General features: G+C 67.5%; 16 protein-coding genes and 1 pseudogene. 1 reads left to right on the top strand and 16 read right to left on the bottom strand.

What is annotated here, in order from left to right; all coding sequences use genetic code 11:
* Nucleotides 1-4 precede the first annotated feature (4 nt).
* The 14 genes from HUA74_RS33160 to HUA74_RS33095 all read right to left on the bottom strand — a co-directional run bounded on the left by HUA74_RS33160 (nucleotide 5) and on the right by HUA74_RS33095 (nucleotide 21,707).
* Entirely contained in the window at nucleotides 5-5,779 is a 5,775-nt protein-coding gene (locus HUA74_RS33160) for a contractile injection system tape measure protein (protein WP_174457743.1), read from the bottom strand.
* Nucleotides 5,776-8,232, bottom strand: coding sequence for a hypothetical protein (locus tag HUA74_RS33155; RefSeq protein WP_174457742.1), 2,457 nt, complete (start codon nucleotides 8,230-8,232; stop codon nucleotides 5,776-5,778). The genes HUA74_RS33160 and HUA74_RS33155 overlap by 4 nt, the downstream gene beginning before the upstream one ends.
* A 17-nt stretch (nucleotides 8,233-8,249) precedes the next feature.
* A complete protein-coding gene (locus HUA74_RS33150; RefSeq protein WP_174457741.1) occupies nucleotides 8,250-12,041 on the bottom strand; it encodes a hypothetical protein in 3,792 nt (1,263 codons plus the stop codon).
* 3 nt (nucleotides 12,042-12,044) lie between these two features.
* A complete protein-coding gene (locus HUA74_RS33145; protein WP_141644324.1) occupies nucleotides 12,045-12,470 on the bottom strand; it encodes a GPW/gp25 family protein in 426 nt (141 codons plus the stop codon).
* Between the two features lie 6 nt (nucleotides 12,471-12,476).
* On the bottom strand, nucleotides 12,477-12,779 hold the full coding sequence (locus HUA74_RS33140) for a PAAR domain-containing protein (protein ID WP_174457740.1): 303 nt from the start codon (nucleotides 12,777-12,779) through the stop codon (nucleotides 12,477-12,479).
* Between the two features lie 25 nt (nucleotides 12,780-12,804).
* Nucleotides 12,805-14,604: a type VI secretion system tip protein VgrG gene (gene vgrG, locus HUA74_RS33135; protein ID WP_141644326.1), complete on the bottom strand. Its 1,800-nt coding sequence runs from the start codon at nucleotides 14,602-14,604 to the stop codon at nucleotides 12,805-12,807.
* Nucleotides 14,601-15,302, bottom strand: a complete 702-nt coding sequence (locus HUA74_RS33130; protein WP_174457739.1) for a LysM peptidoglycan-binding domain-containing protein — start codon at nucleotides 15,300-15,302, stop codon at nucleotides 14,601-14,603. The genes vgrG and HUA74_RS33130 overlap by 4 nt, the downstream gene beginning before the upstream one ends.
* A 2-nt stretch (nucleotides 15,303-15,304) precedes the next feature.
* Nucleotides 15,305-15,496, bottom strand: coding sequence for a DUF5908 family protein (locus tag HUA74_RS33125; protein ID WP_141644328.1), 192 nt, complete (start codon nucleotides 15,494-15,496; stop codon nucleotides 15,305-15,307).
* Between the two features lie 10 nt (nucleotides 15,497-15,506).
* Nucleotides 15,507-16,037, bottom strand: a complete 531-nt coding sequence (locus HUA74_RS33120) for a phage tail protein (RefSeq protein ID WP_174457738.1) — start codon at nucleotides 16,035-16,037, stop codon at nucleotides 15,507-15,509.
* Nucleotides 16,038-16,051: 14 nt separating this feature from the next.
* Nucleotides 16,052-16,504, bottom strand: a complete 453-nt coding sequence (locus HUA74_RS33115; RefSeq protein WP_141644330.1) for a phage tail protein — start codon at nucleotides 16,502-16,504, stop codon at nucleotides 16,052-16,054.
* Nucleotides 16,505-16,561: 57 nt separating this feature from the next.
* Complete coding sequence (locus HUA74_RS33110; RefSeq protein WP_174457737.1) at nucleotides 16,562-18,118, bottom strand: phage tail sheath C-terminal domain-containing protein; 1,557 nt, start codon at nucleotides 18,116-18,118, stop codon at nucleotides 16,562-16,564.
* A 38-nt stretch (nucleotides 18,119-18,156) separates the two neighbouring features.
* On the bottom strand, nucleotides 18,157-19,611 hold the full coding sequence (locus HUA74_RS33105) for a hypothetical protein (protein WP_174457736.1): 1,455 nt from the start codon (nucleotides 19,609-19,611) through the stop codon (nucleotides 18,157-18,159).
* Nucleotides 19,608-20,210: a DUF4255 domain-containing protein gene (locus HUA74_RS33100; protein WP_174457735.1), complete on the bottom strand. Its 603-nt coding sequence runs from the start codon at nucleotides 20,208-20,210 to the stop codon at nucleotides 19,608-19,610. The genes HUA74_RS33105 and HUA74_RS33100 overlap by 4 nt, the downstream gene beginning before the upstream one ends.
* A 612-nt stretch (nucleotides 20,211-20,822) precedes the next feature.
* Nucleotides 20,823-21,707: an RNA polymerase factor sigma-32 gene (locus HUA74_RS33095; RefSeq protein ID WP_174457734.1), complete on the bottom strand. Its 885-nt coding sequence runs from the start codon at nucleotides 21,705-21,707 to the stop codon at nucleotides 20,823-20,825.
* 305 nt (nucleotides 21,708-22,012) lie between these two features.
* Here HUA74_RS33095 and HUA74_RS33090 point away from each other — a divergent pair, with 305 nt between their 5' ends.
* Nucleotides 22,013-22,459, top strand: coding sequence for a hypothetical protein (locus HUA74_RS33090; RefSeq protein WP_174457733.1), 447 nt, complete (start codon nucleotides 22,013-22,015; stop codon nucleotides 22,457-22,459).
* Nucleotides 22,460-22,589: 130 nt separating this feature from the next.
* Here HUA74_RS33090 and HUA74_RS46920 read toward each other — a convergent pair.
* Together HUA74_RS46920 and HUA74_RS33085 are read right to left on the bottom strand one after the other, a co-directional pair.
* Nucleotides 22,590-22,763 (bottom strand): annotated as a pseudogene (locus HUA74_RS46920) (Imm52 family immunity protein); the annotation flags it as partial.
* Between the two features lie 79 nt (nucleotides 22,764-22,842).
* Nucleotides 22,843-23,784 carry a zinc-binding dehydrogenase gene (locus HUA74_RS33085; protein ID WP_174457732.1) on the bottom strand — a complete coding sequence of 314 codons (942 nt, stop codon included), beginning with the start codon at nucleotides 23,782-23,784 and terminating at the stop codon, nucleotides 22,843-22,845.
* Nucleotides 23,785-23,847 lie beyond the last annotated feature (63 nt).

The raw sequence follows: 23,847 nt of genomic DNA, 5'->3' as shown, positions 1-23,847 counted from the left end.
GTCGCTACCAGGAGACATAGAGGGGCTGAGGCATCCACGGATGGGTGAGGATGGAGATGCTCCAGGGGACCTGGTCGACGAGCACGTCGAGCGTCTTGCGTTGCACCTGGAGCTTCCAGCGGTCGTCGAGCTGCTCCAGTCGTCCCTCGCGTTGGAGGAAGGTCTCTCGCAGGCCGGCGACGGAGGTGTTGGCGATGGTGGTCCAGTTGGCGATGAGTGCCTTGAGGAGTCGGTCACAGAGAGACTGCTCGCGCTCGGTCAGGTCGATTCCGCTGGGGACGGGGGTGGGGACGGAGAGGCCGCAGAAAATCTTGTTGAGGACGAGGAGCGGCTCGGGCGCGGAGGTGCGGCCGTCGACGAGGTACTGGAGCAGGTGTACCGCGCGCGTGGCGGGCTCCGGGTCCAGGTGGGTCTTCCCCGCGTCGTCGACGCGTGACAGGCCCAGCTCCCGGAAGAGGTGAGGGATGAAGGGACTGACGAGGACGAGTCCGGCGTTGTCGATGTAGATGGGTGTGCCGCCGTGTTTCTCCTCGCTGAGTCGGAAGGCTGTCCGACGAGAGTCCTTCGAGGGATTCGCGGGCCGCGAGCGAGAGGTATTGGAGCGACGCGAGTCGGGGCGGGTGGTGGTGGTCCACGTGGTGACGAGGGCGTCTCGTCGCTGACGGAGCAAGGCGGCGAGGCGCGGGACGGCTTCGTGTTGAGCCAGCTCGATGGCGCGCTCCAGCAGTCGCTCGGCGGTGTTGCGTGGGTCGCGATGGCCGGGCTGGGCGGTGTGGAGGCGCGCGGAGAAGTGCTCGAAGAAGGCGGCGACGAGTTGTTCCAGGGTGAGGCTTCCGCCGGGCCGTTCGCCGAGCAACTCCAGGACGAAGCGCCAGAAGGCGGACCGCTCCGTCAGCGCGGGAGTGCCGGGTGGGGCGACTTCCTGCCAGGCGGCGGCGAGTACTTCGGTGGCGGAGAGGAGCGCCGCGTGGACGTGGGGAGCGAGCACGGCGCTGAAGCGTGAGAGGACGGAGTCCGGCAGGTTGCGGGCCCAGTGTTCCTGAAGCCGCTTCCGGTGGGCGTGTCGTCGGACGAAGCCGTGAAGCACTTCCGGCGATTCATCGAGGAGGGACTGGAGCAGGCGCAGCAGGGCATCGTCCGAGAGCCCCGCGTAACGGTCCGCGCTCTCCGCGAGCAGGAACGAGAAGAGGGCCTCGCGTGCGTCGTGACCCTGGAGGTTCGTGGGCCGCGAGGGACGCGGATGTGCTTTGGCGTCGAGCGGTGCCACTTCGTCGGGGCTCGGGCTGTCGCGGCGGTCAAGTGGTTCGGGCGCTGAGTTGCTGTCCGGTGTGTGCGAGATGTCACGCGGGGCGAGGGGTTCGCGGCCCGGCGCGGAGGAGGACTCCGATGGTGGCTCACGCGTAAGAGGCGAAGGAGAACGTTGAGGTGCGCCGGCTTCGTATGATGCAGGGGAGGACCGCGATATCGGAAGGGGTGCATCCGATGTGAGGCTGGAGTCTTCACGTGGTGCGCTGGCAGTGGCCACATCCAGTCTGCGACTGGATGCTTCGCGCGGAGCGCTGGCGGTGGTCCCATCGGGTATGGGGCTGGAGGCTTCGCGCGGAGCGCTGGCGGTGGTCGCGTCCGATATGAGCCCAGAACGTTCACGCAGTGCGCTGGTGCCGGCCGCGTCCAGTCTGCGGCTGGAACCGTCACGCGGTGCGCTGGTCTCATCCGGTATGAGGCCGGAGTCTTCACGCGGTGCGCTGGTGTTGGTCTCATCCGGTATGAGGCCGGAGTCTTCACGCGGTGCGCTGGTGTTGGTCTCATCCGGTATGAGGCCGGAGTCTTCACGCGGTGCGCTGGTCTCATCCGGTATGAGGCCAGAGTCTTCACGCGGTGCGCTGGCGCTGGTCGCATCCAGTCTGCGACTGGAGTCTTCACGCGGCGCGCTGGCGCTGGTCGCATCCAGTCTGCGACTGGAGTCTTCACGCGGCGCGCTGGCGTTGGTCGCGTCCGGTATGCGACTGGAGTCTTCACGCGGTGCGCTGGTGCTGGTCGCATCTAGTCTCCGACTGGAGTCTCCACGCGGTGCTCTGGTGTTGGCCACGTCCGCTATGCGGCTGGAGCCATCACGCTGTGCGCTGGCACGGGTCGCGTCCGGTATGCGACTGGAGTCATCACGCGGTGCGCTGGCGTTGGTCGCGTCCGCTATGCGGCTGGAGGGCGGAGCGGGACGTTGGGATGCACCGGCTTCGAGTGAGGCAATGGGGGGCAGCGAGCTCGGGATGGGTGCATCGGATATAGGGCTGGAGCCTTCATGCGGTGCGCTGGCGTGGGTCGAGTCCGGTATGCGGCTGGAGCCTTCACGCAGTATTCTGGCGTTGGCTGCATCTGGTGTCGCCGGTCGCTGACTGCGCGCATCCTCAACGGAGTGACGGTGCTCCGCGCCTTGGGATGGAGCCGGGATGAAGCCATCGGTGCGAGTATCCGGCTGTGTGCTCGTGCGGCTCGGGACAGCTTCGCGCGATGGATGGAGACTCGTAGGTGGCGGCTGGGCCATTCCTGCGTCAGCTGCCTTCGGAATGGTGGACGCTGAAGCGACCTCAGAGTCACGTGGACGTCCGAGACTCGCGGATGGTGGCTGGGCAGTGCCTGTGTCTGATTCCGTCGGGAGCGGGGCGACTGAGTCGGCCTCGGTTGTGCGTGGGTGCCCGAGAGTCGTGGCGGGTAGCTCGTAAGGAAATGCGCCCGCTATTGGGGACAGGAGCGTGGAGGTTGCCTCGGGCGCTGGTGAACCCTCGAGTCTCGTAGGTGGGAACTCGGTTCGGGTTGCACCCTCCGACAGAGGAACGAGCACCGAATCTGCTGCGAGCACTCGCGGATGCCCGAGGTGCGCGAGCAACGGATCGACAGGAGCCGCCTTCGCCTGCTCCGGTGGAGTGACCGCTGCTGTTGATTCGTTCGTTGGTGGAGGCTCGCGACTCGCAGGTTCCGACTCGACAAGTACAGCGGAAGTCGTCGGCGAAGCCGTAGTTGCCTCATGTGCGCGCGGAGGCTTGAGGCCCTTGGTCGGTGGCTCAGCCACCTCATACGTGTGCCGTGGAGCAATGTGCTCCGCCTCCGCTTCATGCGTGGACGGCGGCTTGAGGTCCACGGTCGACGGCGCAGCCACCGCGTCCACATGCCGTGGAGACCCAAGGCTCGCGGTTGAAAACGGAGCCGGGTTTCTACCCGCCCTCACTGGAGGCGCGGACTCACCTCTCTCTTCGACGCGTTGGGCAGTTCCCAGGGTCGCGGGCGATGAATCAGCTTGGACCTCATCTCCTGTCTCGGAGATGAGCCTGCCCGGCGATGGCCTGTCGATTCCCTCCGCCTCGGGGGCTGACGCTGCCAACTCAGATGTGCGCCCACGAAGAGCGCCCTCGAGAGACCTCTCTGCTTGAGCGACGTTCCCCTCCTCAATCGGCAGAAGTGGCTCATCGACATCAGTCGCTCGCGCATGCCGGGCGCCTCCAGCGGAGAACGCCAGCGGCTCATCCTCGTCGAACGTGGGTGGTGGCGCCGAGCGACCCTCGCTGCCCACGGTCATCGACCGCGTGGAGTCAGTCTCTCTTCCCGGTCCTCGTGAGCTCCGTTGGACCTCGGGCGACGCCACCTCATCGGCCGAGTCATCACCCGTCGTCTCCTGACGAACGCGAACCACGCCCGTGTCTGGCCGCTGCTCATCCCTGGCGGTCTCGGACAGCGCCTCGGTGGAAACACGCTCACGTGACACGGATGCAGTGCGTTCAACCACTCGACGCACGTCCCCGGCACGAGCCGCGTCCACGTCATCGGGTTGCGACGCCTTCACAGCACCCGGCGTTCGTGGACCGAGTTCTTCAATCGCCCGGCGGAACGCCTGAACCTGTTTCGCGGGAAGTTGCCCCGCTGCCTCCCAGGCAACAGCGGTCCGGAGCAGGAAGCCATGAACCTCGTCAGGCAGCACCGACCCGAACAGCCTCGTCAGCAACCGACTGAATGACCCCTGTGACAGCGGAGCAGTCTCACCCAGCAGCAACAGCTCGTGAAACACCTCCTGTCGCGCCCCCTCCCTGCCGAGTGGAAGGACTCTCTCCGGCAATGCATTCAGCGCGTGCAGGAGCGCACTCATCGTTCCCGACTCGCGGGGTCGCAACAGGTCCATCGCCCGTTCGAGCAGCTCTGGCTCGCTCTGCTCGACCAGCTCCGTCCGCAGCGCCTCCACATCCCGCAACGCGAGCAGGAAGTGTCGAGTGTCCTCCGGAAAGGACGCCAGGAGCGCTGCCAGCAGCTCCGCCACCGTCGGTCCCGTCCGCGTCCCGAAGCGCAGTCGACTCACCAGCGCCGACTTGAGCGCATGTGCCTCCCAGCGAGAGAGGTCCGACTCGGGGGCGCTCCGTGTCTCCGCGAACGCCCCCGCACGAGGCGCCGCCAGCTCCTCCAGGTCCACCGGCCTCCCATCGAGGAGCGCCGATATCAACCGCGCGAAGAACAGCGGCTTGTCCTCCGCCCGAGCCACGAACACCGGCAGCGCCGAACGCAGAGGACTCCCTTCATCCCCGGAGCGCGGCATCAGCCGCACGAGCAGCTTCGCCAGTATCTCCTCCGGAATCCTCCGCACCGCGCGCACCAGCCGCGTCAGAGAACCTCCTGGCTGTTCCCACGCAAGCGCCCGTCGCTGAAGCGAGCGAGGCAGCTCCGGAAGCGTCGCCACGACCCGCTCCGCGGTCAGCTCCGGCATGCGCACGAGCGTTCCCCATGGCAACACCCCATGCTGAAGGTAGTAACGAAGCGCCTCGGTCAGCTCATAGCGAGCCGACGCCGTCTCCGGCACCGTCAGCTCCTCCACCGCGTCGTGCTCCGCCACCTCCACGACGTCCTTCACGGGCGGAGGCAGCTCACGCACCAGCTCCCCGATGACGAAGGACAGCGAGGCCAGCACCGGGTGCCGCTTGCGCACCTGGTCCAGTCCGATGCCCAGCGTGGTGAGCAGCTCCGGATACTCCAGACCCTGGCTCTCGGCGACACCCTCCAGGAGCTGCTTCAGCGCGCTCTTGCGGTTGAACTGCGACCCCGCTTCCTTCACCAGATACGTCAGCGTCAGCGACCACAGCAGCCGCGACAAGCCACGCTCACTCAAGGGCAACACGGGCTCGACACGATGGAGCGCCTGGAGGCTGATGATGTAGTCGATGAGGAGCGCCGCGTGCTTCGGCTCCAGGAGCGTGATGAGTCGCTCCAGGGAGCGCTGGTCCAACTGGAGCACCAGCCTGTCAATCACCCGCCCGATCGAGGCGTGCCTGCCCACCAGGACCACCAGGGCCTCGGGGTCGCTCCGCGCCACCTCCGCGAAGAGCGCTCCGAACGAGAACCCCGCGCCCCGGGGCGCCCAGTACGGCAGCGTGCCGTGCAACAGGTAATGCTCCAGCAGCTCCAGCCGCACCTCCGCCTCGGTCCGAGGCTGCTCCCCCTCGGCCGGAGCCACGCGCCGAGCATGCACGGCCTGCTCCACGACCTCGCGAAGTCGCTCCGTGAGCCGCTCCTCCACCACCTGCTCGAAGTTGTCGAGCGGCACCGTCCCCAGGTCCACATCCAACCGGTCGATGCGCAGGTGCAGGCCCGGGACATCCACCGAGTCGAAAACCTGCTCGATGATGGCCAGCAGGCGCTTGCGATTGAAGTCGCTCAGCCGAGGCTGAAGCACGAGCGCCTGGGCCTCCGACTCCAGCTCCACGCGCAACGTCTGCTTCCGGATGTGGTGCCGCGAGCCCGTCATGCGGGAGCCGCCTCGGACTCACGGGTCGCCGCTTCCAGGAAGTCCCTCAGCCGCGCCGACGCCGTGGCCAGCCCCGCCGAGTCCTCCTGGCGGAGCGCGTTCCTCCACGCCCAATAGAGCCGCTCGAAGCCGGCCATGCGCGCCGGGCCGAGGAACAGACAGTCCGCCACCACCAACGCGGGCGCGTTGCTCCGGATGACCTCGCGTGCGAAGGCCTGGAACTCCGTGTTGCGCCACTGTTGGGTCGCCGTGGAGATGACGGCCGTCACCGTGAAGCTGTAGGCGAACGCGTCCTCCCCGTCACGGCGAGCGGACCGCAGCAGCACATGCTCCACGATGTAGAGCTGCGAGCGTTGGCGATTGAGCGAGCCCACCTGTTCGGCCAGCGCATGGGCACGGGCCACCGCGCTCCCGGTATCCGGGAACTTCCCCGCCAGGTGCCACCCGGCCTCGGAGGGCGCCTTGCAGACCAGCGCCACTGAGGACTCCCCGGGCAACGTCCCCACGCGGAAGTTCTCCAGCGAGCTCGCCGCCCCCAGGAACGCGCCGCTCACCGCCTGGGCACGCAGCGGTGAGGCCACCGGGCTCTCGGGAGCGGGCAGGGACAGGACGGGAGCGAAGCGCTCCTCGATGGTGTCCGCATACCGTGCGAGCGCGCGACCCTCGGGCGCGGGCCCTCCCGAATCGGAGAGGTCGAGTCCGTGCTCGTCCAGCGTGTCGATGAGCGGCCGTGCATCCGCCTCATTCATTCCAAGCTGGATGCGGCTCTTGATGGCCATGCCCGCGACATTCCCGGGGCCCGGCCTCTCCAGGGAGTCGATGCCGCGTCCGCGTCCATGCGTGCTCTGGATCAGCCGCTGAAGCAGCGCGAGCTTCGCTTCCATCAAACGCTCTGCCTGCACCGCCGCCGGGCGTCCTTCCCAGGCCACGTTCGCCACCGAGTCGTCGTCGAGCTCCTCCCCGCAGAGCGCGAGCAGCACGTCGAGGAACCGATTGCGTCGCTCGGTGACGGGGTCCTGGCTTGCGACCAGCTCCTCGAGGCCGAGCGCATAGCCCGGCGTGCCTTCGCCAGGGACTTCCCGCTTGAGCAGCGGCTCCACGTCGGGAACCGAGTCAGCGAGTGACTGGGAGAAGTACGTCTGTCTCAGCTCCGTGTCGCTCGAGAACAAGTCCCGGACGTGAGCGAGCTGCGCGAAGAAGTCGGTGAGGAGCTGCTCGAAGACGAGCAGGTAGCCCTTGAACTGCCGCGCCTGTCCCTGTCGCGCCAGGGGAGCGCCCTCGGAGAGTCCCGCCGGGCCGATGCCGTAGACCATCGGGTACTGCGTCTGGATGGAGGTGTAGCCGCGGAAGTCCTGGCGCTGACCTTTCGGCATGGCGAGGTACTCCTCGTACTGGGGCGCCAGGGGGTAGGTTCGGCGCTGCTCGGCCCACAGGCGGTCCAACTCGCGGCGCACGCGCGCGGGTTGGGGCTTCACCTCGACGCCGTTGCGGAACAGGCGGATGGAGAAGCCGCCCCGCTTCGCGTCAACACCCGCGTCCACGATGAGCACCTGGTTCGGTGCCACGGGAAGCGAGCCGTCCGGGCCCACCGTCACCTTCTCGTCCGCGCGCAGGCTCACGTTGCGGACGCTGGTGACGCCTGGCGTCTGGACCATCGCCCGGGTCAGGTCCTGGATGGCGATGGACGTCGCCTGGGGCTGGAGCTCCGGGTCGGCGATGAAGCCGTCGCGGAGCAGCGGCCCCTCGAAGATTTCGTCAGGCGTGCGGCCCGCGTCGAGCAGGGACTTCAGCGATTCGCGAAGAGGCTCCGGCGCGAGGAAGTTCCCGATGCGGAAGAACAGGCCGGCGAGGATGACCTCGGGCGTGCGGCTCTCGTCGATGCTCGCCTCGGCGGAGACGGTGGCCTCCACGTGCTCCAGCAAAGTGACTGTCCGGAGGTCCTCGCACAGTCCCCGGTGTCGGTTGTAGACGCGACGAACGGCGCTGATGATGGAATCGGGTGAGCTCTCATCGGTGGCGCAGTCGTCCCGGCCAGGCGCGTAGATGGCGACGTCATAGAGTCCCTGCACCGCGTCGGACGTGGCGGGCGTGAGCCAGACGTTGCCGACGGCGGGCACCCGGTCGATGAGGAGCTTGCGATAGTCGCGCTCCGTCAGCGGGTTGCACGGAAGGATGTCGAGCGCGGGGAAGAGCCCCTGTCGCTCCGGCTCGATGAGGCCCGTCACCGGGTCCAGCAGCATGTCCGCGAGGGGGAACGAAGCCCGATAGGACAGCTCCGTGAGCGCGTAGCAGAGCTGCTCCAGCGTGGTGACGCCCGGGTCGTGCTCGTTGTAGTCCGTCCAGATCTTCCCGGAGAGCTCCTGGACGAGCGTGGTGCCTTCTTCCTTGAGGGCCACGTAGTTCATGCCCACGTTCGCGGGCGGCTCGGCGCTGACGGTGACGGGCTCTGTCATGAAGGACTCCAGGAGGCTCAGTAGCCCTCCGCCAACGGCTCGGCGGTGGGCGCACCGGCGGCTTGCAGCTCGTGCCGCGTGGCGGAGGTGAGGAAGTACCAGTCGGACTCCAGCGTCTCGGGCGGAGGCGTGTGCCCGAGCTCCAGTGACAGCAGCGCCGCGACATAGGGCCGTGTCTGGATGAACTCCGAGATGTCTGCCTCGGAGCCATACCGTCCCTGCCGCGTGGCGCGGGACGCGTCGTAGAACCACGGCGACAGATACTCCACGAGCTCGCGGTCCAACCGGTCGATGCTCGCGCCGACGTCCTCACCCACGCGGAAGTCCACCAGGGCCTTCACGGTGACGTGCACGTAGAGGGGGTTGACGACGCGAACCTGGGCGAAGGGGCTTGCGCGCTCCTGGAGATAGCCCTCGATGCGCTCCAGCATGTCCGAGGTGACCTGGGGCACGGTGGGGTCCGCCGACGTCGTCCCATCGCGTCCGGGCACCACGACGACGAGCACCGCGCCGGGCACACCGGACTGGCGCGGCGTGTGGGCGGGCAGGGCCTTCACCTTCCAGATGGACGGGAATCGCTCCAGCACCAGGCGCTCGTAATCCCACGCGAGCACGGCGCGCTCCTTGTGGCGCAGCCGCTCGGAGGCGCGGGCCTCGAAGGTGCGAGGCGTCTCGGGCGGACGGCCGCCGAAGGACGGCATCGGCTGGGAGATGCTCCCGATGTCAGGCAGCTCCTGCACGGAGAGGGTGATGCTCCCGGCCGGCACGGGCGTGTCCACGTCCACGCCGGGCTCCTGCCGCGTGGACAGCAGGGCGTGCGGCGTGATGTCGAGCGTGCGAGGAAACAACTCCGCGTCGTCCGCCACGGAGGCCCGCATCCACTGAATCGCCGCCTCCTCACCCGCCGGCATCAGGTGGCTGCCCTGCGAGCTGAAGGCCGGAAGGCTCAGCGCGAGGATGCCCGTGCCCTGGAAACCTCCGGTCGAATCGAAGAGGACCTGTGACGGCGCGAGCGCCTTCCAGCCCCCCGCCGTGAGCAAGTCCCACCGCACGACGGGCGGCTCACCTGTGCCGGTGAAGGTGCCGCTCAACTGGAACAGCAGCGTGAGCGTCTGCGCAGTGTCCAGCCCCGTGAAGCCCAGGTACAGGTTGGCGGGCGCCTTGAAACGCGGCAGCAGCGACATGGGACGCCGAGTGTCGGACGACACCTGCTGGAATCCCTCGAATGGCAGCAGGTGGAAGAAGCGCGCGTCGTCCAACGTGCAGCGGGCCGAGTAGTGGACGCTCAGCTTCTGGAGCTGGGGCTGCCAGGGAGGATTGGGGTACTTCAGGTCCTTCGGAGGCTGCATGCACTCGGTGAGGCACTTCTCGATGCACTCCAGATACTCCTTGCCCGTCTTGCCCGCGCACTTCCCCCGGCACTTCGCGCGACAGCCGAGCGGGTCCGGAATCTCGCCCAGCACCGCGCTGAGCACGTTGACGGTGTAGAGCGAATCACCGAAGGCATAGGACGGCGCGGCCAGCCGCAGCTCCAGCGCGCTGGTGGCGGGGTCGTAGTAGTCGGGCGGCGCGCTGGGGCTGATGTCGAACTGCTCCAGCTGCGTGTCCTGGCACAGCTCGCCCAGCGCGGCAGGCGTGGGATTGGCGCAGTCCTCCTTCGTCCGGAAGAGGTAGCCGCGCACCGCGTCCCACGGCTCCACGCCTCCCTGTGGGGACACGGGCGAGAGCGGCGATGCGAGCGGTTGCAGCGTCCAGGAGCCCGGCTGGAGCACGCGCAGGTCCGCGAGGAAGCTCTGGTTGTCGAAGAGGTCGGTCGAGGTCTTGCCGTCCGGTCCCACCACATAGTCACGGTAGTAGCAGTGAAACCCATCCGAGTTGGAGGGCAGGTTGAACCAGTCCAGGGAGAGGCGCAGGGTGTCGGGCCGCTTGACGAAGAGTTCGGTGTGCCGGATTCGCACGTAGGACCCGACGACGGGTGACGCGCCGAACAGCGGCCAGGGCGTGCTCGGGTCCACTTCCCCCTGCGTGTTCTCCACGCTCACGCCCGACAAGTCGGAGACCCGGACGTGCAGCTCCAGCGTGGAGAAGTCCACCGCGTCCAGCAGCGACACGGGGTGCACTTCGACGCCGGACCTCAACGTGACGGGCTCGGACTTCAGGAGCGCCCGGAGCATGGGCAGGTCCACGGCGGGGGCGGCGCCATTGGGCACCACGGCGGGCGCGGAGGGCGTCAGCTCGAACCAGAGGCCAAAGCCGCGCACCAACGGCTGCGTCCCGTCCACCGGGTGAGGTGGCGGGAGGATGGCCTCGTAGCGCTCCACCGTCAGCCAGCCCTCGGCGGTGGAGACCTGGAGCGTGAAGGACTCGCGCAGCACCTGGAGGAGCACGCTCTGCGCGTCCAGGCCCGTCGCCGAGGCGAGCGCCGTCAGCAGCGTGCTCAGTCGCTTCGCGGAGGCCGGACCGAGGGGGACCTCCAGCGTCACCACGCGACTGCCGCCCGTCAGCAACAGGTAGCGAGAGGCGAGCGCGAAGCCGAGCGTCGCGGGCACGGTGACGGTGGTGGACGTCACGCCCGTGCTCCCCGCGCCGAAGGTGGCCCAGCCGGGGAGCCGCTCGTCGGAGGTCGACTCCGCGTCGGTCTGCTCCGGCTCCAGCGGCATCCGCGACGTGAGCACCTGCTGGACGACGGTGAGCGCGTCCTCCTCGCTGGCGAGTGGCGACGTCGGCAGCAGGGGCCCGCGCAGCACGCGCAGCGCCAGCCGCTGGGCGACGGTTGCGGGCGTGACGCCCACCGAGGTGTCCGAGGCGAAGAGGATGTCCTGCCCATCCGGACGCTTGCCCGCGGGAAAGAGGGTGCCCCGAGGGACGAGCGCTTCGCGCACCTCCTCGTCCTCGGCCAGGGTGAACGTGAGGTATGCGCTGTCGGGGAGCGCGGCGCGGTGGCTCAGGCGCAGGACGTCGCGGTGATAGAAGCCGGCGTACCGGCCCGACACCGTGTTGACGGTGTCCTGCGCGGTGCGGAAGAGCTGCACGAAGGACAGATAGAGCGCCAGGTGCGGCGGATGGTTTCCCGTCGCGAGCGCCGCGGGCAGCAGGGTGGCCGTGAGGCCCTGGAGTCGGGACAGCGCATCGAGGAACGGGTCGAGCAACGGCTCCAGCTTCGCCGCCGCCGCGCGAGCGCGCGCTTCCTTCGTGGCGCCCTTGTAGCTGGCGCCGTCCGAGGCGAGCTCCTCCAGCCCCCAGATGGGCAGCATGCCGGCCGTGTCCAGCCGCACCTGCCGCCCGAGCGCCTGGGGCAGCCCCGCGCCCTTCGCCGCGCTCACCAGCGCGCGCAGCGCCGCGGACAGCGGGCCCTCCACGGCGCTGACCAGGCCCTGTCCGAGCAGCCGGGACAGCTCGCCCTGCGCGCCCAGGCCCGTGCCTCGCAACCAGAGGTCGAAGCGCCGGGCCAGTCCGAGGATGAGCTGGAAGGCGTCCGACAGCGTGGTGAAGGCCCGCTCGAAGCTGCGCGCCGAGTCCACCTCCCGCGTGGTGATGAGGAAGCGGTCCTCCACCGCGCTCGCATCCAGCGCGTCGATGGAGGCGAGCACCATCACCGGGTCCGCGAGGAAGAACTCCGACCAGTCTCCGTCTCGCGTGTTCTTCAGGTCATAGAAATAGATGAGCGCGCCGAAGCGGGGCGCGAAGTCGAGCAGCTCCGAGCGCGTGCGCCCGTCCACCGGCGCATACCCCGCTTCCAGGGCCCGCAGCCAGCGGCCCATCTGGCTGGGCGCATCGTTGATGGCGACCTTCGTGTCGGGCGGGGCCATGGGCTAGGGCCCCTGCACCGGGATGCTGCCCTCCTGGAGATAGAAGGGGTAGACGAGGTTGCTGCGCGTGTTCGTCTGCGTGACGATGTACGAGACGGTGATGGTCAACAGTCCATCCGCCGTCGCATCCCGCTGCACCGTCACCGCGTCCACGGCGATGCGCGGCTCCCAGTAGAGGATGGCCTGCTGGACGTAGTCCTGAATCTGCCGCGTCAGCGTGGTGTTGATGCTGCGGAAGACCATCTGCCGCAGCTCGCAGCCGTAGTTCGGGAGCATGACGCGCTCCCCCAGCGAGGTGGACAGGAGCACCCAGAGGCTCTCGCGGATGTCCTGGTCATCGCTGACCATGAGCACGCCGCCGGAGCGCCGGGAGAAGGTGGGCGGGAAGCTCCACCCGGTACCGAGGAACGAGGGGGCCTTGGTCTCCATGGCGCCTCAGCCTCCAATCATCACCGTGGGAAACCCCACGAGGATGGTGCCGCCGTGGGCCGTCTTGTCCCCGAGCCGCGAGGCGGGAAGTCCCATCACCTTCACCGTCGTGGAACCCTTCATGACGGCGTCCGGTGGCCCCACGCAGATGGCGATGTCGCCGACCTTCGCGGCGGGCAGCCCGCCAATCAGCACCGTGGGCGCGCCGGGGCCGGCGATGGGGCCTCCGACATGAGGCACCTGCACGGGGCCCACGGGGGTTGTCATCGGGCACTGATGGAAGTCCGTGACGCGGGCGGCGGGAGGCATGGGGCGCACCTTTCGGGGACAGCGCTCAGTTGATTTTCACCAGCGAGCCGCGGACGGTGAGGATTCCACCGGACTTCACCTCGGTCTGGGTATTGCCGCTGGCGGAGAAGCTCACGGACGCCTTGTTCGCCACCTGCTTGCCGCTCACGGAGACGTTGCCCGTGGCTTCCAGCGTCAGGTTGGCGCCCGCCTTCACCGCGACGTTTCCCTTCGCGGTGATTTTCACGTCCTTGCCGCTGTCCAAGGCGATGCCGCCCTTGGACAGGGACACGGTGTTGCCGTTGCTGTCTTGAATGGAGATGGCGCCGGACGAGTCGTCCAGCTTCACGATGTGATTGCCGGGCGTCTTGATGACGATGACCTTCTTCTCGTCATCGAACGACAGCTCCAGCTTGGAGCGCGTGACGACCGCCTTGCGCGTGTTCTTCTCGTCGGGCGCGGACGCCGGCGCGTGCTGCTTGCTGTACACGGAGCCGAGGATGACGGCGTGGCGCGGGTCCTCGTTCATGAAGCCCACCACCACCTCGTCGCCGACCTCCGGATAGAACAGCGCCCCCACGCCGCTGGATGCATAGAAGGTCGCCAGTCGCGCCCACACGCCCTTGCTCGGCTCCTGGAGCAGCGGCAGGCCCACCTGCACGCGCAGCTCGCCGCCGGGGTCCTTGGCCACCTGCTGCACCACGCCCGTCTGCAGCCCTTTTATCGGCGGGAGCTGTCCGGCCGCGTCCGGCGCCGCGATGTCGGGGTTCTCCACGGTGAACCAGCGCGGCGACAGGCCGAAGTCCGCCGCCGTCATCCAACGCCCGTCCTCGATGTGGTGGTGCACGGCGCTGATGAAGGCGACGCCGTTGAAGCGCGGCCCCACGCCCCCCAGCTCCAGCATCTTCCCCACCTGCGCCAGCGCGCTGCCGTGGAAGCGCACCGAGCCGCGAATCTTCGCCAGCTTCGACAGGAGCAGCTCCGCGGAGGCCCAGTCCTGGAGGTCCGCGGACTGCAGCTCCGCGCCCGTCTGGAGCGCGAACTTCTTCGCGCCGAACACCTTCGCCAGGTCCGCGGAGGTGACGTTGCCCTGCTCCTTCACGGAGACACTGCGCGGTCCGGACTCGATGAGCTTCTGCGCGCCCGCGTCCCAGGTGTAGCCCTTGATGGAGGACGCGTCGAGCTGGGTGGTGGCGTCCATCTCCACCTGGAGGTCCAGGATGGAGCGGCCATAGGTGAGGTTCAGCACGGGCGCCTGGGAGGTGTTGGGCGGCGCCACCGTCACCTCTCCGCCGTCCGCCATGACGACCAGGCCGTTGAGCTGCGCCCGCGTCACCATCAAATCCCAGTCGGTGGCGTAGTACTGGACGATTTCCTCGTGCACGCCCGTCGTGGCCGTCACGTCGCTGGCCAGCCCGTTGCGCGACAGCAGCGTCTGGATGAGCGCGCTGTCCTTCACCTTCTCGAAGAAGCCGCTCTTGCGCTCCAGCGTCATCTTCATCGCCTCGTCGGTCAGCTCCACCACGAGCTTGGAGCCGGAGGACTGGTCAATCTCCAGGCCCTGGCTGGACACGATGCCCTTGAAGATGCGCGTGTTCACGCCGTCGTAGCCGGCGGAGATGACCACCTTGGCCCCGGGGATGAAGATGTCCTGACTGCTGATGGGGAACAGGCCCGTGGACGCGCTGCCGTCGAACAGCACCAGCTTCGCGCGCGGCAGCTTGTTGACGCCCAGCCACGTGTCCACGCTGAGGACCTGGTACGTCTTGGGGATGACCTCACCGTTCGACTCGATGGTGAACGTCGCCAGCGCCCCTTCGTTCTTCTCCGGATAGGGCGTGGTCATGCCTGGCTCCCCTGCAGCGGCGGGAACATCAGCTGCGAGCCCACGGTGAGCCGCCGGAAGTCCGACAGCCCGTTGACCTTCGCCACCTCCAGATACAGCGTGCTGGAGCCGTAGATGCGGAAGCACATCAACGGCAGCGTGTCTCCCGCCTGCACCGTGCGCACGTGCGTCAGGTCCGGCGAGTTCATCCGCGCCTTGAGCGCCAGCTCCACCTCGTCGTTGTAGCCAAGGAAGGTCCCCTTGGCCCGCGCGCGCAGCGGCGTGCCGTCCGGCTTGAACAGCGTGTACGTCATGCTCAGCTTGGACAACCGGCACTTGAACAGGAACGTGCCCCAGGACAGCTTCAGGTAGTTGGGGCTGTGGATGTTCCCGTTGTAGGTGAAGACCAGGTTCTTGAACTTGGACACCTGCTCGGCGATGCCGTCGTCGGTGAAGGGCATCAGTCCTGGCAGCGGACTGGGGACGACTCCGGTGCCGTCGAACACCAGCTCCAGCTCCACCGTGTCCGCGGGAATCCGGTTGAAGTCCGGCGAGCCACCGGGGCTGCCCTGGGTCTGGTTGTCGTTGTACTTGACGCAGTAGGTCTGCGAGTACGACGCCGGGTTGATGTACACGGTGTAGCTGCCGACCTCCGACGTGAAGTCGGACTTCTGGTAGGCGATGACGTTCATCTTCTCGAGGCTGCCGGAGAACCCCATCGCTACCGCTCCTGTCGCGCCTTCAAGACCTGGAGGACGCGGCGCACGCAGTCCTCCACCAGCTTCTGGTGCGCCTGCTTCTCGTCGTCGCAGCCGCAGTCGCCCACGGGCGTGCTGGGCGTCTCCGGAATCGCCTCGCCGGAGCCGCCCCGCACGCTCATCTGGATGCCGACCTCGTTGACTTCCAGGGCCATGGCGCGCGCCTCACATCAGCCGGGACGTGAGCTGGGCCAGCTTGACGGCGACAGAGGCCGGGCTGCCCAGATTCACGCGCTCGAAGTAGTTGTAGGACAGCTCCAGCGACTCCGTGAGGATGCGGTTCTCCTGGGAACTCATCGGGGACACCTCCCAGCGCAGCGGCCAGGCGTTGATGAAGCCCCACGCCACCAGCGGCAGGCCATCCTCGTTGAGCAGCAACACGAGGATGTTCTGCGGCAGGAGCGGCAATGACAGCCCCGAGCCCACGCTCTGTCCGAACCACTCCGCCAGGAACGAGTCCCGCGTCACCACGCCCCGCTTGAGCACCAGGTTTGAGTACCTGGCGGCCTTGGGCAGCTTGTGCGTGAAGCGATTCTCGCCCCCCTCGGTGACGTCCTCCGTGTCCCAGCGGGCCTCGATGCCGGAAATCTCCTGGAAGGAGGCGTCCAAATCGCTCGCCGCCGCGAGCAGGGTCGCGGAGCCGAGGACGGAGACGCTGAAGTAGAACGCGCCTGGCGGATAGTAGGGTTCGGACATGGCGATGGCTGTGATTACGGCGCGGCGACGACGAGCGTTTCGAAGGCGACCTCGAGCGACTCCACGGCGACCTCGTTGCCTTCCGACTTGAGGTCCGTGCCGGAGAGCTTCGTGGGCCACGCGTTGTTCAGCGTCCACGTCATCTTCGGTGCGCCCTGCTCATCCAGCAGACTGATGATGACCGTCCGCCGGGCAATCGTGTTCATCTTGATTTCGTTGTACCAATCCCAGAAGCGGGCATCGTTGATGAAGATGCCCTTGCGCATCTTCACGTTGCCGACCTTGCCCAGTCCCGGCATCTTGATGGGAAAGAAGCTGGGGTTGTTGCCGTGCCGGTACTCGATGACCTGTGTCTCCGTCTCCAGGCCATCCACTTCCTGGAAGCTGACGGACGTGTCGTCCCCCAACTGGACGGAGAAATAGAATTTCGGCAACGGCCAGATATCGTTTTGGACTTCTCCTGCCATGGCGGCTCCTCGGTGAATTCGTGAAGGGTGGAATCAGTCGTCGAAGTCCGGCGGGCGCTACGCGCTGGCGCCTTCCATCTTCTGCTTGAAGGTCAGCTCGATGAACTCCGCGGGGCGGATCATCTGCAGGGTGACCTGGACGACCATGTAGCCCTCCAACACGTCCTGGGCCGTCATGGTGCTGCCGAGGCCGCACTCCACGCTGAACGCATCCGACGCGGTGGCGCCCAACAGGCCTCCCTGGGACCACAGCCCCTGGAGGAAGCTGGACACCATGGACGTGACGGAGGCCCAGGTGTTGCCGTCGTTGGCGGCGAAGACGAAGCGGTCCAACGCGGCCTTGATGGACTGCTCGGCGTACGTGAGGGTGCGGCGCACCTGGATGTAGCGCCAGTCATTGCTGTTGCCGTCCAGCGTGCGCGCGCCCCAGACGACGGAGCCCCGGCCCACGAACTCGCGCACGGCGTTGACGGCCTTGCCATCCACCGGGACGTTGAGGTCCGCCTGCTGCTCGTTGTTGAGCTTGAACGTGGTGCTGGTGACACCGGTGAGGCTGACGTTGGCCGGCGCGTTCCACACGCCCCGGTTGGCGTCGTTCCAGGTGTAGATGCCCGCCATGGCGCCGCTGGACGGAAGCACGTCGTCCTTGCGGGAGATGATGCGCAGCATGTCCGTCAGGAGCGGCAGCGCGGCGGTGAGGTTCTGGTTCAGGACCTGGATGTCCTCGGGCGCCGTCACCGTGCCAATCTTGGCGATGTCCGCGTCCACCGCCGTCTTGCGCGAGGGCGCGTTGGTGTAGAGGTTGGCGCTCTCCGCCAGCAGGATGGTCTTGAGCGTCGCGTCCGTCTGGATGTTGGTGTAGTCGAAGTCGCTCAGCTCCTGCACCGTGGTGTGCAGGAAGGGGAAGTACGTCATCCCGTAGTTGAGGAACTTGCTGCCCAGCACGCCCCGGTAGTCGGAGATGACGGTGGGCAGGGTCGTCTGCGTGACGGTGGCGGAGCCATACACGTCCAGCACGGCCACGCGGTCCTGCAGCGCGCCGCACTGGGCGAGCATGGCGGTGGCCACCGTCCCGTAGTCCGCCAGCGCCGTCAGGTTCACCGCGTCCGGCACCACGAGCATGGTGGGGCCCACCTGCTCGGCGATGATGTCCAGGCCGCCGACGAGCGTGGGCGCATCCAGCGTGCTCGTGTAGTCGCCGACGGAGACGATGTACGCGGTGCCACCGCCGTTGGCGTAGAACAGACGCAGGCTGTTGAAGAGGACGTACTTGGTGCCCGCCTTGGGGACCAGGTCGTAGTACTTCCAGCCAGGCGTGGCGCCGGCGCTGTCATACACCTTGAAGTCGTAGTCACCCGACTTCTGCTTGGTGGTGTCGGTGACCTCGGTGAGGTCGAACGTCGGATCCGGCGCCCCGCCGAAAATCTGCTGGTAGTCGGCCAGCGAGTTGATGAGGACGGGCTTGTTGGGAATGGGCTTGCCGCTGAGCGTCGCCGTCTTGGTGTAGCCGATGAACGCGGGCACCGCCGTCTGGATGCCGACGACGGAGGGCGGGAAGGCGTCCAACTCGGTGACATAGACGCCGGGGGTTTTACGGGCTGTCCTGATGGGCATCGGGTCCTCTCTTCGCTTCGTGGGTGGGGCTTCGGGGTTCAGAGGTTCAGGTAGATGTCCGAGTAATCCCGCCGATCGAGGGGGGAGGGCCGTGGCCCCTGGGGCATGCCGGAAGGTCTGGTGCCGCGCGGGACACCGGGGAGCGGGCCCACCCGGGGCAGCACCAGCGCGGGCGAGGCCACGGGCACGTTGGACATCAGCGTGCTTTCGAAGAGGCCCTGTTCGCGCGTCCCCTGGAGCTCGAAGACGTAGTCGGGGACCTCCTGCAGCGGCAGGTCCTGGTCCGCGATGAAACGGTAGGTCACTCCCGCGCCGGGGACCTGGACGGGCACCGGGCCGGAGAAGGTGACGGGCTGGGGCGAGCCCACGTCGAGCAGTCGCAGCGCGTCGTAGCGGACGCCCTGGGGCGGCACGACGAAGTAGCACCAGCGGGTCCTTCGCCGCTCGAAGCGCAGCTCGGCGCGCAGCGGGACGACGCGGGTCTGCTCCGCGCCCAGGTGCAAATCACACAGGGGATACAGGCCCGTGTCGTCGGGGTTCGGCTTGGCCAGCACCAGGTCGAGGAAGGCCAGCGGCGTCGGGTACGCCTGGGTGTAGAGGACCTTGCTCTCGATGAGTATCCCGCCGTCGAGGTCGAGCTGGCGGACGGTGTAGAGGCCCTCGGGCAGGGCCGCGAGGTCCAGGTAGGCGAAGTCGCCCACGCGCTGCTCGGGAATGCCGGGCCCGCGCGCCACGCGCACCTGCTGACAGGAGATGGCGGAGGGCGCCTGCTTCCCCAGGAGCAGCGTGACCGGGATGCTGCACGGCTTGCAGAGGACCTCCTCCCCCGAGATGTCGAGCAGGACGATTTCGGCGGTCTCCGGGAGCAGCGGCACCTGCATCTGCACCTGGGCCACGCGCTGTCGGCTGGCGGCGGTGACCTGCTCGCCCGGGTTGAGCAGGATGGGCAAGGTCCTGGTGGCCGTGCAGTGGAGTTCCTGGTCCGTGGGCTCCGGCGGCTGTCCGGCGAAGTGGGCCTGGCGGTTGCTGAAGTAGAGGTTGTCCGAGGCGGGCTGGAAGTCGCTGGGCAGGTCGGTGAAGTTGACGAAGAAGGGCGTGTCGGGAATCAGCACGAAGGACAGCCACGTCCACTGGCCCGCCTTCTCGCGTCGCTCCATCGCCTTGAGCAACTGCGCGCGGCGGTTGAAGTCGTAGAGGACGGAGAAGGCCGTGCCCTCGTCGCGGAAGAGCAGGCCCAGGTCCCTGAGCGTCGCCGCCGTCGCCGCCGTGGGCCGGCAGACCAGGGCCGGACAGCGCCCCTCGGAGCGGTTGAAGTAGGTGTGCCGCAGGTCCACCGACAGCAGTCGCTCGAAGGTGTAGCGGCGCGGCGGCACGTCATAGTCGTCGAGCGACGCGTTCGTGGCCAGGGCCCTGGCGAGGCGGGGCAGGTCGCCCTGCCGCAGCCGCAGGGGGCCATCCAGGGAGCGCTCGTTGGCGCGTCGGAAGCGCCTCATGGCTGCATCCCCTGGGGCCGGCCCGGCGCTTCGACACCCTTGGCCGCGGACACCTGGCCCTGCATGGCCTCGCCCCGGTAGGGAATCATCCGGACCTTGTAGAAGACGGAGGGGAGGTACTTCACACCCGCCAGCCCCATCAGGTGGTTGAGGCCCAGGAGGTCCAGGTCGACGAACTCGAACGTGAGCTTGTCGATGTCCGGGTCCAGCCCCGGCAGGCTCTGCTGGGTGAACCAGGGGGTCTGCTGGAAGAAGCTGATGACGTGGGAGATGGCCTCCAGCCCCACGGGGTACGCCTGGTCCTCGAAGTTGGCGTACAGCAGGACGAAGAGGTCGATGAAGAGCGGTGGCGCGATGAGGCCGTACGCGTCCGGCGACACGGGCACGTTGCGGTTGTAGGTGCTGACGATGGTCTCGTGCCGGATGTTCGCCAGGAACATCACCACCGCGTCTCGCGCGGGCGCCGCGGGACGCCCTTCGCTGTCCGTCAGGTTGGAGAGGACGACCCACGGCTCCTGCCGGGGCGCCGCCTCCGCGTTCCGGATGAACTCATCCAGACGCCTGCGGACCAGCTCCAAGGTGCCTCCCAGCTTGCCCAAGACGAGACTCCTCCAGCACGCGCGCCGGGCGTGTCTGTGATTGTTGAGGGTGGTGAGACCCGGAGGGCCGCCGGGGTTTTCGCGAGCGAAGATCCAACCGCCGACCGTTCGCCACAGCCGCTGAATGGTTCACGCGAAGATTGATTCGCGAGATGGTCAAACAGTAACAGGGAAAGCCAGTGTGTCAATGGGGGTGGGGTTGTCTGACTTGGCGAGGAGGATGTCTGTTGAAACCCCGTGCGTCTGTATTTGAGGTCACGCGAAGGGGCGGATTCCGGCGGTGCGCTTCGCGGGCGTCAGCGCACGTAGGACGTCCTGCCCCCGGGGCGCGTGGGGCGTGGACGTGGAATCAGGGGACTGACCTGGAGGGTTCGCGGGAGGGGCCGTCCCGGACAGCGGGCCTCGGGTGGGGAGGCCGCGCGTCGACGGGAAAGGGGCCACGGCGCCGCGCGGGCCGGATTTTCGGCCTCGCGCGCATTTCCGGAGGAGGAGGTCGGGTGGACCCCTGGCGAGCAGGCCAGGGACGTAGGGCCTGGAAACGAATGAGTCCGCCCTTCTTTCGAAAGGCGGACTCGATGTGAGTCAGCGACCCCGTGAGGGCGTCGGTGCGGGTCAGGCGAGGGCGGCGGCGTCCAGGCCCGCGTCGGCCATCAGGAGGGCCAGCTCCGCCTTGAGCTTGTCCTTGGCGCGAATCTCGAGCTGACGGGCGCGCTCGCGGGAGAAGCCGAAGTGCTCGCCCAGCTCGCTGAGCGTCATCTCCGCGTCACCCATCACCCGGTTCTCGATGATGAAGCGCTCGCGCGGGTCCAGGCGGCGCAGGGCGCGCTGCACGAGGTCGCGGGTGAGGCCCGCCTGCTGGCGGTCGGCCACCTCGTCCTCGTGGGACGCGGTGGAGGACTCGACGAAGTCCAGGTGGGTGGCGTCGCCGTCCTCGCCCACGGGCGCGTCGAGCGACAAGTCCCGGCCGCCCATGCGCTGCTCCATCTCGCGCACCTCGGAGGCCTTCACGTTCAGCCTGCGGGCAATCTCCTCCGCGTTGACGACGCTCGCGTCGCCGGCGCCCATGCGCTCCAGCTCGCGGCGGGTGCGCGCCAGGCTGAAGAACAGCCGGCGCTGCGCCTGCGTCGTGCCCAGCTTCACCAGGCTCCAGTTGCGCAGGATGCAGTTCTGGATGTACGCGCGAATCCACCACACCGCGTAGGAGATGAGGCGGATGCCCTTGTCCGGGTCGAACTTCTGCACGGCCTTCATCAGGCCGATGTTCGCCTCCTGGATGAGGTCCGACATCTTCAGGCCGTAGGAGCGGTACTCGTAGGCCACCTTCACCACGAAGCGCAGGTTGGCCGTGACGAGCTGGTGGCCGGCCATCAGGTCTCCCCCGCGAAAGCGGCGCGACAGCTCCTGCTCCTTCGGCTGCGTCAGCAGCGGGTACTGGTTGATCTCCGAGAGGTACGTGGAGAGGGAATCCGGGGAGGAGAAGTGGGAGGTTTCCTGCATGGCGTCTCTCGGGGAAGGGGGCCGGTGGGAGCCGCGCGTCGGCGGCACGGGACGGGTCCTTCGCAATGCATGTGCCACGGCCCTTCCCAAGCGTTCCCAAGTGAATGCGCGGGTTTGCATCAAGGGGGGAGGGTGCTTAAGGGCGGCACCCTTTCGTTTTTACAGGGGGGTATTTCGAAGACTCTTCCGACTGTCTTCCGGCCGACAGTGGGAGCGGGTGGGGCACGTGGCGGCATCCAGGCGAGCGAGGTGGCGGTTGTGCGACGTGCGTCCCTGTCTCGCCCCGTCATCGCCACCTTGGGGGGATGGAGAACCTGTTCCAGCTCTTCGCGGTGTCCGCGGTGGTGATGGGGGTGTCGCAGACCATCGCCCGCGAGCGCATCTTCGCGCCGCTGCGCGAGCGGCTGGGTGGCAAGGACACGTGGTGGGGATATCTGGCGTCGTGTCCCTACTGCCTGTCGCACTACGTGGCCTTCGTGCTGGTGCCGCTCACGGGGACGTACGCCATCGACGTGGTGGTGGGTGGTTGGCCTGGGTGGGCGTTGGAGTGGTTGCTGTCCTCGCTGCTCGTCACCGTCATCGCCGCCTTCTTCCGGGTCATCTTCTGGTTCGTGGATGAGAGCCAGGGGCTGGTGCGGCGGCGGCAGCGGACGGAAGAGGAGGAGACCGCGACGAAGCGGCTGGTGAGGAAGCAGGTGGAGCAGCAGGTCTCCGAGGAGCCCCACGAGCCGCTTCCTCCGTCACGGCACTGAGGGGCGGCGCGGGACTACCCGTGCCCCTGGCATCATGAGAAGAACGCTCCCCTCCGAGATTCCTCGAACGTGCCGGTATCCGCGAATTTCGATACGTCGTCCCGATGATTGTCGGACGTGAAGACGCCCATTCAGGGTCCCATGCCAGCACCATCGTGCTCGTCACTTGGGTGAGCACAGCCGCTGAAAGGAGGCGCTCAGTGGCATCTCCTTTTGCTGGAGGGGTCAACACAGCGGTCCACGGTCTCAGGCGATGGAGAACCACAGGAGATGTTGACCACGCTGCTCGCGTTCGACTCCCCATTCCCCGCCGCGAAGAAGATCTCGCCATCCGCTAACTGATACTTCTTCTTTGTCGACGAGCCGGAGAGCGGAGACAGCCCTCATGGAGTCAGGACGATGCGCTCGTTCGTGTGCGTTGCTTCGGTCCACGCTCGCTCCACGTCGGAGAGAGGCATCGCCTTCACATCGAGGTGAAACGTACCGCGCGCAATCTCTTTCACGAGCGCCGGCAGTTCCTTGACGATATCGCGACCTGGCACCGACCCAAGCCCACTGCCGATCAGCTGGAGACGCGAAGCACGCAAAAGGGCTGCCGGAATGGCGGCGGTCTGCCCTGCAACCGAGCCAATTTCAACCCATGCAAGCGGTCGCTCTCGGTCCGCACGTGCTCTGACAACCATGTCCATGGCCTGTGGCGTACTTTCCCCCCAGATGAAGTCGAGCACGACATCGACCTCGCGTGCGAGGGACCCCAGTCGAGCATCCCCCAGCGCCACAACCTCCGTCGCACCGAGTCCGGGCAGCTTCGCGAGCTTCTTCTCATCACGACCTGTCGCGATGATCTGCCGCGCCCCCAGGTGCCGGGCTATCTGCACGGCCATGCTTCCAGCATTCCCCGTGGCTCCCAGGATGAGGACCTTCTGCCCCTTCTTGAAGGGCACTCGACATCGCAGCGCGAGCCATGCCCCCATGGCGGGGTTCATCGCCGCCGCGACGGTCATCGCATCGATATCGCGCGGGAGCACGATGCTGTGGTCGACCTCTATCACCACCTTCTCGGCCATCGAGCCTGTCTGCGTGCCGTCGACCACGAAGTAGCGCAGCTTGCCGTCAGCACCGCGCCCAACGCCGTCGACACCCGGGATGAGCGGGAGGCCGCTGGTACTCGTGTAGTGCGAGCCCTCGGCCCTCGCGCGGGTGAGATGATGCAGACCGACAGCGAGCACGTCGACGAGCAACTCGTCACGGCCCTTGGGAACGGGGTCAGCGAAGTCTTCGTAGCGCGGTGGGTGCTCGAACGAGGTGATGACGGCGGCTTTCATGAATTCCCCTCCACTGGAGTAGATTCGTAGTGCGAACTAAATTTGATTCGTAATACGAACTAC

The organism is Myxococcus sp. CA051A, from assembly GCF_013336705.1.
Classification (GTDB): Bacteria; Myxococcota; Myxococcia; order Myxococcales; family Myxococcaceae; genus Myxococcus; species Myxococcus llanfairpwllgwyngyllgogerychwyrndrobwllllantysiliogogogochensis.
Note: the sequence above shows the minus strand (reverse complement) of the source record. Positions and strands in the feature narration are given on the sequence as shown.

Coding starts and splice junctions, on each gene's coding strand:
- HUA74_RS33160 (WP_174457743.1), bottom strand. CDS start 5,779: ATGACGGGCTCGCGGCACCACATCCGGAAGCAGACGTTGCGCGTGGAG.
- HUA74_RS33155 (WP_174457742.1), bottom strand. CDS start 8,232: ATGACAGAGCCCGTCACCGTCAGCGCCGAGCCGCCCGCGAACGTGGGC.
- HUA74_RS33150 (WP_174457741.1), bottom strand. CDS start 12,041: ATGGCCCCGCCCGACACGAAGGTCGCCATCAACGATGCGCCCAGCCAG.
- HUA74_RS33145 (WP_141644324.1), bottom strand. CDS start 12,470: ATGGAGACCAAGGCCCCCTCGTTCCTCGGTACCGGGTGGAGCTTCCCG.
- HUA74_RS33140 (WP_174457740.1), bottom strand. CDS start 12,779: ATGCCTCCCGCCGCCCGCGTCACGGACTTCCATCAGTGCCCGATGACA.
- vgrG (WP_141644326.1), bottom strand. CDS start 14,604: ATGACCACGCCCTATCCGGAGAAGAACGAAGGGGCGCTGGCGACGTTC.
- HUA74_RS33130 (WP_174457739.1), bottom strand. CDS start 15,302: ATGGGGTTCTCCGGCAGCCTCGAGAAGATGAACGTCATCGCCTACCAG.
- HUA74_RS33125 (WP_141644328.1), bottom strand. CDS start 15,496: ATGGCCCTGGAAGTCAACGAGGTCGGCATCCAGATGAGCGTGCGGGGC.
- HUA74_RS33120 (WP_174457738.1), bottom strand. CDS start 16,037: ATGTCCGAACCCTACTATCCGCCAGGCGCGTTCTACTTCAGCGTCTCC.
- HUA74_RS33115 (WP_141644330.1), bottom strand. CDS start 16,504: ATGGCAGGAGAAGTCCAAAACGATATCTGGCCGTTGCCGAAATTCTAT.
- HUA74_RS33110 (WP_174457737.1), bottom strand. CDS start 18,118: ATGCCCATCAGGACAGCCCGTAAAACCCCCGGCGTCTATGTCACCGAG.
- HUA74_RS33105 (WP_174457736.1), bottom strand. CDS start 19,611: ATGAGGCGCTTCCGACGCGCCAACGAGCGCTCCCTGGATGGCCCCCTG.
- HUA74_RS33095 (WP_174457734.1), bottom strand. CDS start 21,707: ATGCAGGAAACCTCCCACTTCTCCTCCCCGGATTCCCTCTCCACGTAC.
- HUA74_RS33090 (WP_174457733.1), top strand. CDS start 22,013: ATGGAGAACCTGTTCCAGCTCTTCGCGGTGTCCGCGGTGGTGATGGGG.
- HUA74_RS33085 (WP_174457732.1), bottom strand. CDS start 23,784: ATGAAAGCCGCCGTCATCACCTCGTTCGAGCACCCACCGCGCTACGAA.